This window comes from Streptomyces akebiae (assembly GCF_019599145.1).
Taxonomy (GTDB): Bacteria; Actinomycetota; Actinomycetes; order Streptomycetales; family Streptomycetaceae; genus Streptomyces; species Streptomyces akebiae.
In genome coordinates this window covers 2,587,155-2,598,935 of the sequence record NZ_CP080647.1, presented here as the reverse complement: position 1 = coordinate 2,598,935, position 11,781 = coordinate 2,587,155, and the positions used below count along the sequence as shown (strand labels likewise).

General features: G+C 71.8%; 14 protein-coding genes. 3 read left to right on the top strand and 11 right to left on the bottom strand.

Annotated features, from left to right (window positions below):
- Positions 1-2: 2 nt before the first annotated feature.
- From cysD to K1J60_RS11175, 7 genes are all read right to left on the bottom strand, one after another.
- Positions 3-911, bottom strand: a complete 909-nt coding sequence (gene cysD, locus K1J60_RS11205) for a sulfate adenylyltransferase subunit CysD (protein ID WP_220646094.1) — start codon at positions 909-911, stop codon at positions 3-5.
- The gene (cysC, locus tag K1J60_RS11200; protein ID WP_220646093.1) at positions 908-1,468 is read right to left on the bottom strand and encodes an adenylyl-sulfate kinase; all 561 of its coding nucleotides are present in this window, start codon (positions 1,466-1,468) and stop codon (positions 908-910) included. Before cysC ends, cysD begins: the two co-directional genes overlap by 4 nt.
- Positions 1,465-2,709, bottom strand: coding sequence for a glycosyltransferase family 4 protein (locus K1J60_RS11195; protein ID WP_220646092.1), 1,245 nt, complete (start codon positions 2,707-2,709; stop codon positions 1,465-1,467). The genes cysC and K1J60_RS11195 overlap by 4 nt, the downstream gene beginning before the upstream one ends.
- Positions 2,706-3,116: a hypothetical protein gene (locus K1J60_RS11190; protein ID WP_259407676.1), complete on the bottom strand. Its 411-nt coding sequence runs from the start codon at positions 3,114-3,116 to the stop codon at positions 2,706-2,708. The genes K1J60_RS11195 and K1J60_RS11190 overlap by 4 nt, the downstream gene beginning before the upstream one ends.
- The gene (locus K1J60_RS11185) at positions 3,113-4,009 is read right to left on the bottom strand and encodes a sulfotransferase family protein (protein ID WP_220646090.1); all 897 of its coding nucleotides are present in this window, start codon (positions 4,007-4,009) and stop codon (positions 3,113-3,115) included. Before K1J60_RS11185 ends, K1J60_RS11190 begins: the two co-directional genes overlap by 4 nt.
- Positions 4,010-4,093: 84 nt before the next feature.
- The gene (locus tag K1J60_RS11180) at positions 4,094-4,912 is read right to left on the bottom strand and encodes a PaaX family transcriptional regulator (protein ID WP_220646089.1); all 819 of its coding nucleotides are present in this window, start codon (positions 4,910-4,912) and stop codon (positions 4,094-4,096) included.
- Positions 4,913-4,927: 15 nt separating this feature from the next.
- Positions 4,928-6,538, bottom strand: coding sequence for an AMP-binding protein (locus K1J60_RS11175; RefSeq protein ID WP_259407675.1), 1,611 nt, complete (start codon positions 6,536-6,538; stop codon positions 4,928-4,930).
- Between the two features lie 165 nt (positions 6,539-6,703).
- On the opposite strand from K1J60_RS11175, the gene K1J60_RS11170 reads away from it, so the two are divergent.
- Together K1J60_RS11170 and K1J60_RS11165 are read left to right on the top strand one after the other, a co-directional pair.
- Positions 6,704-7,843: an acyl-CoA dehydrogenase family protein gene (locus K1J60_RS11170; RefSeq protein ID WP_220646087.1), complete on the top strand. Its 1,140-nt coding sequence runs from the start codon at positions 6,704-6,706 to the stop codon at positions 7,841-7,843.
- Complete coding sequence (locus K1J60_RS11165) at positions 7,840-8,238, top strand: RidA family protein (protein WP_220646086.1); 399 nt, start codon at positions 7,840-7,842, stop codon at positions 8,236-8,238. The genes K1J60_RS11170 and K1J60_RS11165 overlap by 4 nt, the downstream gene beginning before the upstream one ends.
- Before the next feature lie 13 nt (positions 8,239-8,251).
- Here the strand turns inward: K1J60_RS11165 and K1J60_RS11160 are convergent, their stop codons facing one another.
- Positions 8,252-8,440, bottom strand: a complete 189-nt coding sequence (locus K1J60_RS11160; protein ID WP_220646085.1) for a DUF5999 family protein — start codon at positions 8,438-8,440, stop codon at positions 8,252-8,254.
- A 287-nt stretch (positions 8,441-8,727) separates the two neighbouring features.
- Between K1J60_RS11160 and K1J60_RS11155 the strand changes: the two genes are divergently transcribed.
- Entirely contained in the window at positions 8,728-9,177 is a 450-nt protein-coding gene (locus K1J60_RS11155) for a DUF6299 family protein (RefSeq protein WP_220646084.1), read from the top strand.
- Between the two features lie 103 nt (positions 9,178-9,280).
- Here the strand turns inward: K1J60_RS11155 and K1J60_RS11150 are convergent, their stop codons facing one another.
- The 3 genes from K1J60_RS11150 to K1J60_RS11140 all read right to left on the bottom strand — a co-directional run bounded on the left by K1J60_RS11150 (position 9,281) and on the right by K1J60_RS11140 (position 11,718).
- Complete coding sequence (locus K1J60_RS11150) at positions 9,281-10,102, bottom strand: carbonic anhydrase (RefSeq protein WP_220646083.1); 822 nt, start codon at positions 10,100-10,102, stop codon at positions 9,281-9,283.
- A gap of 175 nt (positions 10,103-10,277) precedes the next feature.
- Positions 10,278-10,946 carry a class F sortase gene (locus K1J60_RS11145; RefSeq protein WP_220646082.1) on the bottom strand — a complete coding sequence of 223 codons (669 nt, stop codon included), beginning with the start codon at positions 10,944-10,946 and terminating at the stop codon, positions 10,278-10,280.
- 253 nt (positions 10,947-11,199) lie between these two features.
- On the bottom strand, positions 11,200-11,718 hold the full coding sequence (locus tag K1J60_RS11140) for a hypothetical protein (RefSeq protein WP_220646081.1): 519 nt from the start codon (positions 11,716-11,718) through the stop codon (positions 11,200-11,202).
- Between the last annotated feature and the right edge of the window lie 63 nt (positions 11,719-11,781).

The following is an 11,781-nucleotide window of genomic DNA, read 5'->3' as shown; positions in this document are numbered from 1 at the left end:
GCCTAGAAGTACCCCTCGCGCTTACGGTCTTCCATCGCGGCCTCGGACATCTTGTCGTCGGCGCGGGTCGCGCCCCGCTCGGTGAGCCGGGAGGCCGCGATCTCGGTGATCACCTGGTCGAGCGTCACCGCGTCCGAATCGACGGCACCCGTGCAGGACATGTCGCCGACCGTCCGGTACCGCACCTGGCGCTTCTCGACGGTCTCGCCGTCCTTGGGGCCGCCCCACTCGCCGGCGGTCAGCCACATCCCGGCCCGCCGGAACACCTCGCGCTCGTGGGCGAAGTAGATCTCCGGCAGTTCGATGCCCTCGCGGGCGATGTACTGCCAGACGTCCAGCTCGGTCCAGTTGGAGAGCGGGAAGACGCGGACGTGCTCGCCGGGCGCGTGGCGGCCGTTGTAGAGGTTCCACAGCTCGGGGCGCTGACGGCGCGGGTCCCACTGGGAGAACTCGTCCCGCAGCGAGAACACCCGCTCCTTGGCGCGCGCCTTCTCCTCGTCCCGGCGGCCACCGCCGAAGACGGCGTCGAACTTCTCCGCCTGGATCTTCTCGGTCAGCGGCACGGTCTGCAGGGGGTTGCGGGTGCCGTCGGGGCGCTCGCGCAGGACCCCGCGGTCGATGTAGTCCTGGACGGAGGCCACGTGCAGCCGCAGTCCGTGGCGGGCCACGGTGCGGTCGCGGTAGTCGAGGACCTCGGGGAAGTTGTGTCCGGTGTCCACGTGCAGCAGCGAGAAGGGGACCGCCGCGGGCGCGAAGGCCTTCAGCGCCAGGTGCAGCATGACGATGGAGTCCTTGCCGCCGGAGAAGAGGACCACCGGCCGTTCGAACTCGCCCGCCACCTCGCGGAAGATGTGCACCGCCTCGGACTCCAGCGCGTCCAGGTGCGACAGGGTGTACGGGGTGCCGGTCATACGAGCCCCCGCTCCGCCAGCAGCGCGTACACGGCAGCGGCCGACTCGTCGGGCGTCTGGTCCTGCGTGGGAAGACAGAGCGCGGGGTCGACCGGCGGCTCGTAGGGGTCGTCGACGCCGGTGAGGCCCTTGAGCCGGCCCGCGGCCTGCCTTGCGTAGAGCCCCTTCACGTCGCGCTCGCTGCACACCTCGACGGGGGTGGCGACATGCACCTCGACGTACGGGGTGCCGCTCACGTCGTGGCGCTTGCGGACGGCCTCCCGGCTGTCGGCGTACGGCGCGATGACCGGCACCAGTGCCAGGACGCCGTTGCGGGCGAGTACCTCGGCGACCAGGCCGATGCGCTGCACGTTGGTGTTGCGGTCCGCGCGGGAGAAGCCCAGGCCGGCGGAGAGGAAGCGGCGGATCTCGTCACCGTCGAGGACCTCCACCCGGTGCCCCTCGGACCGCAGCCGGCCGGCGAGGACGCGGGCGATCGTGGTCTTGCCCGCACTCGGCAGTCCGGTGAGCCAGACCGTGGCTCCCCGGGCCTTGGCGGCCCTGGACGAGGTGGTCATGCGTGGGTTCCTTTCGCGGCGTCGGCGGCGATGCCGTGCCGTTGCTCGTGGAGGGAGGTGAAGAGGGACTCCCAGCGATGGTGGACGGAGTCCGGGCCGTAGGAGGCGGCCGTCAGGAGCGCGGCCACGCCCATGTCGGCGCGCAGCACCTCGTCGGCCATCAGCCTGGCCATGGCGTCGGCGAGCGCGTCGGGGTCCTCGGGCGCGACGAGCAGTCCGTCCACGCCGTGCGTCAGCACATCGGCCGGGCCGGTCGGGCAGTCGAAGCTCACCACGGGGAGGGCGTGGCTCATCGCCTCGATCATCACCATCGGCAGTCCCTCGAAGCGCGAACTGAGCACGTAGAAGGAGGCCTTGGCGAGTTCGTCGTCCAAGCGGTCGGTGTGTCCCATGAGGAACACGTGATTGTAGAGATGGTGTTCTTCGATGAGGTGGCGTAGTTCCGACTTCTTCTCGCCGCTGCCGTAAATTCTCAGCTGCCAGTCGGGGTGGGCCTCGACGAGCTTCGCCCAGGCCGGGATCAGCAGGTCGAAGCCCTTCTGCGGGAAGAGCCGGCCGGCCGCCACCGCGATCTTCGACGCGGGGTCGGCGGGGACCTGGTCGAGGGAGTGCACGGCGTTGGGGATGCGGACGACCCGGGTGCCGGGCAGGAGTTCGGCGTACTCGTCGCGGTCGCGTTCGGTCAGCACGGCGACCGCGGCGAAGCTCGGGTACGTCTCCTGGATGCGCCGCTGCACGTCCCGCTTGTGGGTGCCGAGGTTCATGTGCTCCTGGGCGACCCGGACCACACCGCCGGTGGCGTGTTCCGCGGCCAGGAAGTTGAGCGCGGGACGGGTGGTGACGAGGACTCCGTCGGTCAACGACCGCAGGTACGCGATGAGTCGGTCCTCGACGTACCGGTTGAAGTAGCGGTAGCCGAACTCGCCCTTGGGGATGTGCCGGGCGGGTGCCTCCAGTTGTTCGCCGCGCCTGCGGTCGCGCCAGCGGGCGAGGAGCCCGGTGGGCGGGGTGTGGACGCCCTCGCGCAGGTCGACGACGGTGGTGACCCGCACCCGGGGGTCGAGCGGGAACTGGAGGTCGTCGCGGCGGCGCAGGGCGCTGACGATCTCCACGGTCCAGCCCGCCGCCACCAGGGAGTTGGCCTGGTTCATCACCGTGCGGATGGTCCCGCCCCGGCCGTACGCGTGCAGCAGCAGATAGCGGATGCGGGGACGCCGGGGGAGTGGTCGAGGGTCGGTCATGCGGAGCCTCCCGTACGGCACTCCAGAGACAGGTTGTCCTTGATCGTGTAGTAGGGCCGCACCCGGAGGTCTCCGATGCGCTGCTCCGGATACACGAAGATCTTCTTCTTGCCGCGCACGTCGTCGAGGTGCTTCCCGGCACGCAGTTCGACCTCGCCGTCGGTGAGGTGGATGTCCCACTCCTCGACGGGCGCGTAGTCCGCGGCGGCGAGGTCGCCGACGGGCAGCTCTGTCTCGAAACGGTCGCCCTTGACGTCGGCGTCGTAGCGCAGCGTCCGGCTGGTGCGCGCGCGGCGGGTGAGGACGAGTTGCCAGGTCCCGTCCGCCGGGACCCCGTGGATGCGGCCGACGAGTCTGATGTGTCCGTCGCGCGGCCAGACCTCGGCTATCTCGGCGTGCGGCTTCACCGGCTGTAGCCCCACGCCTCGCACATGGGCCGCAGCAGGTCGGGGATGTCGTCCTCGGTGGGCAGCGCCCGCCCGGCCTGCACCTGACCGGTCCTGATCTTGTCCCGCCAGTCGCCGAGGCCCTTGACGACCTGGGCGTCGTCCTTCTTGCCGTAGTCGAGCATGGTGGGCTCGAAGTCGATGTCGAGGTACGCGCACAGGCCCCGCAGCTCCTTCTCGGCGTCGGCGGTGATGTCCTCGTAGCGCACGGTGTGGCCGCCGGTGGTGCCCTTGCGCGCCTTCTCGACGGCCTTCATGTAGCGCAGCGCGTCGGCGGCGGCCTCGTCGTAGGTGCGCTTGTCGGGGTCGCCCTCGTGCCAGGACTGGGCGATGGAGACCGGGTGGCGCAGCAGGAAGACGAAGCGGGCGTCCGGCCAGCAGTCCCGGATGCGCTCGTACACGAAGGCGTTGCTCGGGGTCTTCTCGACGATGAAGTCCTTGCCCGACTTGACCAGTTCGCGGTGCATGACCCGGTCCCACAGCAGATGCTCCAGGTCACCGCGCTCCAGGTCGAGGGCGCTCATGGCCTTCTGGGAGAGCTTGCTGCCGTAGCCGACCTCCAGGCGGCGTATGTGCAACTCGTGCGGCGAGTGCAGCCGCGGGTGCGCGTTCAGGAGCATGCGCAGCAGGGTGGAGCCCGAGCGCACGGGCGACATGATGAAGACCGGCCGCCTGAGCAGCCGGTCCGTGGCGAGGTCCTCGGGAGCCGGACATCGGTACACCGCCGTGGGCTTCTTCGCGGTCTGCTTCGGCGCCGTGGCCTTGGGCGCGGCGGGCGCGACCGGGGCGGCCTTGCGTACCTGCAGACCGGTGGTGGCGGTGAGGGCGCGATTCAGGTTGCGCATGAGACTCATGCGTCAGGATGGTAAGTAAAGATTATGAGAAGACTGGAGCAGTAACCTGAGGGTTCCCTGAGTGGGCAAAATTGTTACAGGTCTTTACGATCCGCTGCGCACGAACGCCTCTCCCGCGTCCCTCAGCCGTGCGTGCAAAGCCCGGAACACGGCCGCCGAGCGCACCCCCGGCCAGTCCGCGGGCAACAGTTCGGCGGGCAGTCCGGGGTCGGCGTACGGCAGATGGCGCCAGGAGTCCAGGGCCAGCAGATAGTCCCGGTAGGCCTCTTCCGGCCGGGTCTCGTCGCGCCGTTCCCAGTCGTGCAGCACGGGCGCGTGCCGGTCGAGGAACGCCTCGTGCTGCTTGGCGATCCCGGCCAGGTCCCACCACCGCGCCACCGCCTCGGCGGTCGCCGCGAACCCGAGGTGCTCGCCCCGGAACAGGTCCACGTACGGGTCGAGCCGCAGCCGGGTCAGGGTGTGACGGGTCTCCTCGTACAGCCGGGCCGGCGCGATCCACACGCCCGGCGCCGCCGTGCCGAAACCCAGTCCGGCCAGCCGGGAGCGCAGCACGTGCCGCTTCTGCCGCTCCGACTCCGGCACCGAGAACACGGCCAGCACCCAGCCCTCGTCCCGCTCGGGCGCCGTCGCGTAGATCCGCCGGTCGCCGTCCTCCAGGAGCTGCCGCGCGTCCCGCGACAGCGCGTACCCGGCCGCCCCCGTCGCGGTGCGGGCCGGCAGCAGCAGGCCGCGCCGCTTCAGCCGGGACACCGAGGAGCGGACGGAGGGTGCGTCGACACCGACCGCGGCGAGCAGCCGGATCAGCTCGGAGACGGGCACGGGGCCCGGCACCGAACGCCCGTAGGCGCCGTAGAGGGTGACGATGAGCGAACGTGGTGCGTGCTGTTCGGACACGTTGATCATTTTAGGTCTTCAGTATCACTGCTGGTCACCTAGGGTGCGCAGACGGAACCGCTGGAGTTTGCCGGTCGCCGTGCGCGGCAGCGCGTCCAGGAACACGAACTCGCGCGGACATTTGTACGGCGCCAGCTCCGACTTGAGGAAGGCGCGCAGCGCCTCGCCGTCCCGGCGCGCACCCGCCGCGACGACCACATGGGCGACGACGACCTGGCCGCGCGCCTCGTCCGGCCGTCCCACCACCGCCGTCTCCACCACGTCCGGATGGCGCATCAGCGCCTCCTCGACCTCGGGGCCCGCGATGTTGTACCCGGCCGAGATGATCATGTCGTCGGCGCGGGCGACATAGCGGAAGTACCCGTCCGGCTCACGGACGTACGTGTCGCCCGTGACGTTCCAGCCGTCGCGAACGTACTCCCGCTGCCGCTCGTCCGCCAGATATCGGCACCCGACCGGCCCACGCACCGCGAGCAGCCCCCGCTGCCCGTCGGGCACCGGCTTCCCCTCCGTGTCCTGCACCCGCGCCCGCCATCCCGGCACGGGCACGCCCGTCGTCCCCGGCCGTACGGCGTCGTCGGCCGCCGAGATGAAGATGTGCAGCAGCTCGGTCGCGCCGATGCCGTTGATGATCCGCAGCCCGGTCCGCTCGTGCCAGGACCGCCAGGTGGCCTCCGGCAGGTTCTCGCCCGCCGACACACACCGCCTGAGTGACGAGATGTCGTACCGGCCGGACAGTTCGCCGAGCATCGCGCGGTAGGCGGTCGGCGCGGTGAACAGCACCGACACCCCGTGCTCGGCGATCGCCGGCAGCAGCTGCTTGGGGCCCGCCTGTTCGAGCAGCAGCGCGCTGGCGCCGACCCGCATTGGGAAGACGACGAGACCGCCGAGGCCGAACGTGAAGCCGAGCGGGGGAGAACCCGTGAACACGTCGTCCGCCCGGGGCCGCAGCACATGGCTGGAGAAGGTGTCCGCGATCGCCAGCAGATCCCGGTGGAAGTGGACACACCCCTTGGGGCGCCCGGTCGTCCCGGACGTGAACGCGATCAGCGCCACGTCGTCGGCCGCCGTGTCCACCGCCTCGTACGGGCCGCGCGCCCCGTTCGCCGACGGCAGCCCGAGCAGGTCGTCGGGCCCGTCCCCGCCGAAGGTGGCGATCCTCAGCCCCGGGACGTCCGCCTGCACGAGGTCGTCCACATGCCGCACATCGCACAGCGCGAAGGACACCCGCGCCAGTTCGCAGATGGTCGCCAGCTCCTGCGGGCGCTGCTGCGCCAGCACCGTCACCGCGACCGCGCCCGCCTTGAGCACCGCCAGCCAGCACGCGGCCAGCAGGGGCGTGCTGGGCCCGCGCAGCAGGACCCGGTTGCCGGGGACCACCCCGAGGGTGGACGTGAGGGTGTGCGCGATCCGGTCGACACGGACCCGGAGTTCGCCGTAGGTCCAGGTCTCCCCGGCCGGCGTGCGGAACACGGGCCGCCCGGGCTCACCGCCGTCGAGCAGCTCGGCGGCGGCGTTCAGCCGGTCCGGATAGCGCAGCTCGGGGAGGTCGAACGACAGCTCGGGCCACTGGTCCGGCGGCGGGAGACGGTCCCGGGCGAAGGTGTCGACATGGGCGCTGACCCTGGAGTTCATGACGTTCGCCCCCTGCTGTGGTCCCTGCCGAAGTGGGCTCGCAATGGAGTGCCGGGCTGGCATGCCGTGGGTGGGCTCGCACCAGCGAGCGTATCGCCTTGGTGACGGCAGTCAACAGTTCGCGATAACCTCGGCGGTGGCCCCCTGGGGGAGAAGGGACGGGCAATGACCGCATTCTCGCTCGAAACGGCACAACTCGCTTGGCGCGCCGAGCTACGCGCGCTGGCCGTCGAACGCCTGCGCCCCCTGGCCGACAAGGGCGAGCCCGGCCACGTCAACCGCCCCCTCGTCGCGGAACTCGGCCGACTGGGGCTGCTCTCCCGGCTGTTCACCTCGGGGGCGCTCGACCTGTGCCTGATGCGGGAGTCGCTGGCGTACGTCTGCACCGAGGCGGAGACGGCGCTGGCCCTCCAGGGGCTGGGCGCCCACCCGGTGCACGCCCACGGCACCGAGGCGCAGCGGGCCCGTTGGCTGCCCCGGGTGAGCGACGGCGACGCGGTCGCGGCCTTCGCGCTCAGTGAGCCGGGCGCCGGATCGGACGCGGCCGCCCTCTCCCTGCGCGCGGAACCCGACGGCCCCGGCCGCTGGCGGCTCACCGGTGAGAAGTGCTGGATCTCCAACGCCCCCGAGGCCGACCTCTACACCGTCTTCGCCCGCACCACCCCGGACGCGGGCTCCCGCGGAGTGACCGCCTTCCTGCTCCCGGCCGACCGCCCCGGTCTCACCGGCACCCCCCTCGACATGCTCTCGCCGCACCCCATCGGCGCGCTGCGCCTCGACGCCGTCCCCGTCACCGCCGACGACGTGCTCGGCACCCCCGACCAGGGCTTCCACGTCGCCATGGCCACCCTCAACCTCTTCCGCCCGAGCGTCGGCGCCTTCGCGGTCGGCATGGCCGAGGCGGCCCTCGACGCCACACTCGCGCACACCGCCCGACGGGACGCGTTCGGCGGCAAGCTGAGGGACCTCCAGACCGTCTCCCACCAGGTCGCCGAGATGGCGCTGCGCACGGAGGCCGCCCGGCTCATGGTCTACGCGGCGGCGACGGCGTACGACTCGGGGGACCCGGACGTGCCACGACGGGCCGCGATGGCGAAGCTGCTGGCCACGGAGACCGCGCAGTACGTCGTCGACGCGGCCGTCCAGTTGCACGGGGCACGGGCGCTGCGGCGCGGCCATCTGCTCGAACACCTCTACCGGGAGGTTCGGGCGCCACGCATCTACGAAGGGGCGAGCGAGGTGCAACGGACGGTCATCGCCAAGGAGTTGTACCGGCGGACCGGGGCGCCGGGGAGGTCGGCATGAGCGCCGAGCGGGTGAACCCGGCCGGGCTGTCGCCGCCCACCGGCTTCTCCCACGCCGTCGTCGCCACCGGGAGCCGGGTCGTGTTCCTGGCGGGCCAGACCGCGCTGGACGCGGACGGCAAGGTCGTGGGGGAGACGCTGGAGGAGCAGTTCGAGCGGGCCCTGGGCAATCTGCTGGCCGCGCTGGAGGCGGCCGGCGGTACACCGGCCGACCTCGCCCGGGTCACGGTCTACGCGACGGATGTCGCCGACTATCGGCGCCGCGCTCCGCAACTGGGCCGTATCTGGAGGAGGTTGGCGGGCCGCGACTATCCCGCGATGGCGGTCGTCGGCGTCGTACGGCTCTGGGACGAGCGGGCGTGGGTGGAGCTGGACGGCTTCGCGGTCCTGCCGTAGCCCCGGTGGGGTGTCAGGCCGCGACCGCGAGCCGGCTCGGCGCGACGATGCTGCCGTCGGGCAGCAGCTCGCCGGTGTCGTCGAAGACGATCGCCCCGTTGCAGAGCAGGTTCCAGCCCTGTTCGGGGTGGAAGGCGACGATGCGCGCGGCGTCGCGGTCGGAGCTGTCGGCCGAGGGGCACAGGGGCTGGTGTGAACACATGGCGCGCCTCCACGTCGTGGTGAGTGCCGGCGGTGCGTCACCGCCTCGCACTACAGACCATGCCCGCGCCCGCAACTCATCGCCACACCCTCGCGCGAGACGTGACAGCACCCGGACGTGCCGTGACAGGACGCGGACATAACCCCGCCCGCGCGGATCGCGCGCGGTGGTGAGGACGGCGGAACGGCGCGCCGACAAAAGGGTGATGATCGCAAGAGCGGGCGAGAGCGGACGAGAGCGGCGGGTACCTCTGGAACCCGCTGGAACCCCGTCCAAGGAGGTACCCCATGCCCTTGTCCCCGGCCTTCGCGCGCGTCCCCCGGTTTCTCTGCGCGGCCACCGGCGCCGCGCTGCTGCTGCTCGCCGCGGCCCCGTCCGCCGGTGCCACGATCGAGCCGTTCGAGACGGTGACCATCGATCCCACCGGGCTCGTGGCCCCGGACGGCACCCTCACCCTGTCCGGCACCTACCGCTGTCTCGGCGGCAACGGTCCCGTCTTCGTCTCGTCCTCGCTCCGGCAGGGCGACAGCGACGTCCGCAAGGGGGTCGGCGGCACGTCGGCGGTGTGCGACGGCGCCGACCACGCCTGGACCAACACCGACAAGGCCGCCCCGGGCCGCTACCGGCCCGGCCCCGCCCGGGTGGAGGCCACCGTCACGGAGCTCTCGGGCAGCGGTCTGCCGCTGCCCAGGTTCCACGCCGTGCGGCAGCAGGACATCACCCTCGTCGAGGGCTGAGCCCCGCCGGCCGCCGGGCGCGGTCCGGTGACGCACGACGGACGCGAAGGCGGCCCCGGTGGTGGGTGGTGCACCGGAGCCGCCTTCTCCCTGTCCGGGCCCGCTACTTGAGCAGATGCACCCGCTGGGTCGTCAGGTCGTAGCGGGAGCCGACGACGGCCACCTCGCCCGCCTTCAGCTTGGCGGCGATGTCGGGGTCGGCCATGAGCTTGGAGCGGACGAGCCGCACGTTCGCGTCGATGGTCGCCGCGACCCGGGCGTCGCCGGTCACGCTGTGGTCGATGGCCGGAGCGATCTCGTCCGCGATGTACTGGATGCCGCTCGGCAGTTCCTCACCGCTCTCGTCCACCGCGACGGCCGCCTTCACGGCGCCACAGGACTGGTGACCGAGCACCACGACCAGCGGGATCTTCAGTTCGAGGACGCCGTACTTGACGCTGCCGAGTACGGACCGGTCCAGCACCTCGCCCGCGCTGCGCACGGTCATCAGGTCGCCGAGGCCCTGGTCGAAGACCAGCTCCGGGGGGACACGGGAGTCGATGCAGCCGAGGACGAGCGCGAAGGGCTGCTGACCGGTCGTCAGGGCCTTGCGCACGGCGTAGTCCTCGTCGGGGTGCTGCTCGTGGAAGGTCCGCCAGCGGCGGTTGCCCTTTGACAGCTCCGTCAGCGCCTCGTCCGCCGTCTTCGGCCGCGTACGGGTGGCGGCGGGGGACGAGGGGGTGGTGCGGGAGGAGCGGGACACGGGCTCGGCGTCGGCCGGGAACGCGCCGACCGCGAGGCCACCGCCGAGGACCGCGGTACCGGCCAGCGCGGCGCGCAGGAGGGAGCGTCGGCCGCGCGGCTTGACGTGGGATATCGGGGCGTCCGCGCCGGTGGCGGTCGCCTCGGCGTCGTCGCCTCTGTGGGGTGTTGCGTCAGAGTTCACGGGCAGGAACGTACGTCCGGGCTAAACACTCAAACGTTCAAGTTGCGGAATCATGGACGTGCGTTGATCAATCATGGCCGTCCCTTGAACCGTTCTTGGTCACTCCGAGAAGGGTTTTTGGACAGCCCGTCGCCTGCTGTTCGCCTACGGCGCGGGAGCGCTCTCCGCCCCGGCCTCAGGTCCGGTGCGCGAAGACCACCAGGTTCTCCGTGTAGTCCATGACCTTGCGGTCGTAGTCGCCCGCGCAGGTGATCAGCCGGACCTCGGGCCGGGACGCGTCGGCGTACACCCGCTCGTCGGGGAAGTCGTCCTTCTCGAACGTCTCCAGGGCGTCGACCACGAAGGACACCCTGGTCCGGTCCGAGCGCACCACGTGGAAGACGTCCCCCTTCTCCAGTTCGCCGAGCTCCGCGAAGACCGCCGGTGAGGTCGCCGTGTCGACGTGCCCGGCGATGATCGCGGTGCCCGTCTCCCCGGGGACGGCGCCCTCGGCGTGCCAGCCGACGAGGTTCACGTCGTCGGCGGGCGGGGCGTCGAGCTGCCCCGAGCGGCCGACGGAGAGGGGGACGAAGGGGGCGCTCACCCGGATCTCGGGGATGAGCAGACGGACCGGTTCGGCCCGGGGTGCCCGCCGGCGCCGGTCCGCCGGCCGCTCGGCGGGCGCGGCCTCCTCGTCGGAGGAGGCGGGCGCGGCCTGCGGGGCGTGGCGGGCGTCCGGCGGGCGGGAGGTGTCGGACGAGGAGTCCTCGCCGCCGAACAGGCTCACCGCCAGGATCAGCAGGACCACGCCGCACAACACGGTCAGATTGACGCGGGTGCCGGGGGGAGAAGGCTGGGCTGCCATCGGAACCACCTCACAGGTACGGCAGCAGAACGAAACAGACGGAAAGGACGGGCGGACGGGCCCGCACGCCGTAGGGAGGTACGGGGCCCGCACGCCGCGGGGAGGTACGGGGCTCGCACGCCGCGGGGAGGTACGGGGCTCGCAGCGCGGGGAGGTACGGGCCCGCACGCCGGAACGCCGGCCGGGCCGCCACACGACACACGGTGTGGCGGCCGCGGCCGCTATCGCGCCAGGTATCGCGCCCGGCATGGGCTCAGGCCACGCTTCCGGTGGTCTTCTTGCGACGCAGGGCGTACATGCCCGTACCGGCCACCGCGAGGACCGCCATCCCGCCCGCGGTCGCCGCCGGGGAGGCGAGCGCGCCGCCACCGGTGTGCATCCCGCCGCGCGGCTTGTCGTGGTCGCCCTTCCAGGCTCCCGCGTCCTCGCCGTCCTTCCAGGAACCCTTGCCGTGGTCGTCCTTCCACGAGTCCTTGGCCTGGTCGCCGTTCCAGGACTCCTTGGTGGACTCCTCCTTGTCGTAGCCACCGGCCCCGGGCTTGCCGGAGCGCTCGGAGCCCCACTCCTCGCCGCCTGCCGACGAGGTCAGGGCACCGCCACCCGTGTGAATCCCGCCGCGCGGGCCGTCGTGGCTGCTGTCCTTGCCGTGCTCCTTGCTGTAGCCATTGTCCTTGTGCTCCCACTCGTCACCGTCGGCGTACGCGCCGGGTGCGGTGACGGCGAGGACGGCGGCCGCCGCCCCGGTGACGAGCAGCATGCGGGCAGAACGCATCTGATGGTCCTTCCGCCGGCGGCCGGGCAGCTGGTGCTTCGTCAGCTGACTTGACCCGACCCC

What these genes read in the sequence shown, in the direction of transcription:
- cysD (WP_220646094.1), bottom strand. Translation starts at nt 911, where the DNA reads ATGACCGGCACCCCGTACACCCTGTCGCACCTGGACGCGCTGGAGTCC.
- K1J60_RS11155 (WP_220646084.1), top strand. Translation starts at nt 8,728, where the DNA reads ATGCCCTTGTCCCCGGCCTTCGCGCGCGTCCCCCGGTTTCTCTGCGCG.
- K1J60_RS11175 (WP_259407675.1), bottom strand. Translation starts at nt 6,538, where the DNA reads ATGAACTCCAGGGTCAGCGCCCATGTCGACACCTTCGCCCGGGACCGT.
- K1J60_RS11180 (WP_220646089.1), bottom strand. Translation starts at nt 4,912, where the DNA reads ATGATCAACGTGTCCGAACAGCACGCACCACGTTCGCTCATCGTCACC.
- K1J60_RS11195 (WP_220646092.1), bottom strand. Translation starts at nt 2,709, where the DNA reads ATGACCGACCCTCGACCACTCCCCCGGCGTCCCCGCATCCGCTATCTG.
- K1J60_RS11145 (WP_220646082.1), bottom strand. Translation starts at nt 10,946, where the DNA reads ATGGCAGCCCAGCCTTCTCCCCCCGGCACCCGCGTCAATCTGACCGTG.
- cysC (WP_220646093.1), bottom strand. Translation starts at nt 1,468, where the DNA reads ATGACCACCTCGTCCAGGGCCGCCAAGGCCCGGGGAGCCACGGTCTGG.
- K1J60_RS11165 (WP_220646086.1), top strand. Translation starts at nt 7,840, where the DNA reads ATGAGCGCCGAGCGGGTGAACCCGGCCGGGCTGTCGCCGCCCACCGGC.
- K1J60_RS11160 (WP_220646085.1), bottom strand. Translation starts at nt 8,440, where the DNA reads ATGTGTTCACACCAGCCCCTGTGCCCCTCGGCCGACAGCTCCGACCGC.
- K1J60_RS11170 (WP_220646087.1), top strand. Translation starts at nt 6,704, where the DNA reads ATGACCGCATTCTCGCTCGAAACGGCACAACTCGCTTGGCGCGCCGAG.
- K1J60_RS11185 (WP_220646090.1), bottom strand. Translation starts at nt 4,009, where the DNA reads ATGAGTCTCATGCGCAACCTGAATCGCGCCCTCACCGCCACCACCGGT.
- K1J60_RS11140 (WP_220646081.1), bottom strand. Translation starts at nt 11,718, where the DNA reads ATGCGTTCTGCCCGCATGCTGCTCGTCACCGGGGCGGCGGCCGCCGTC.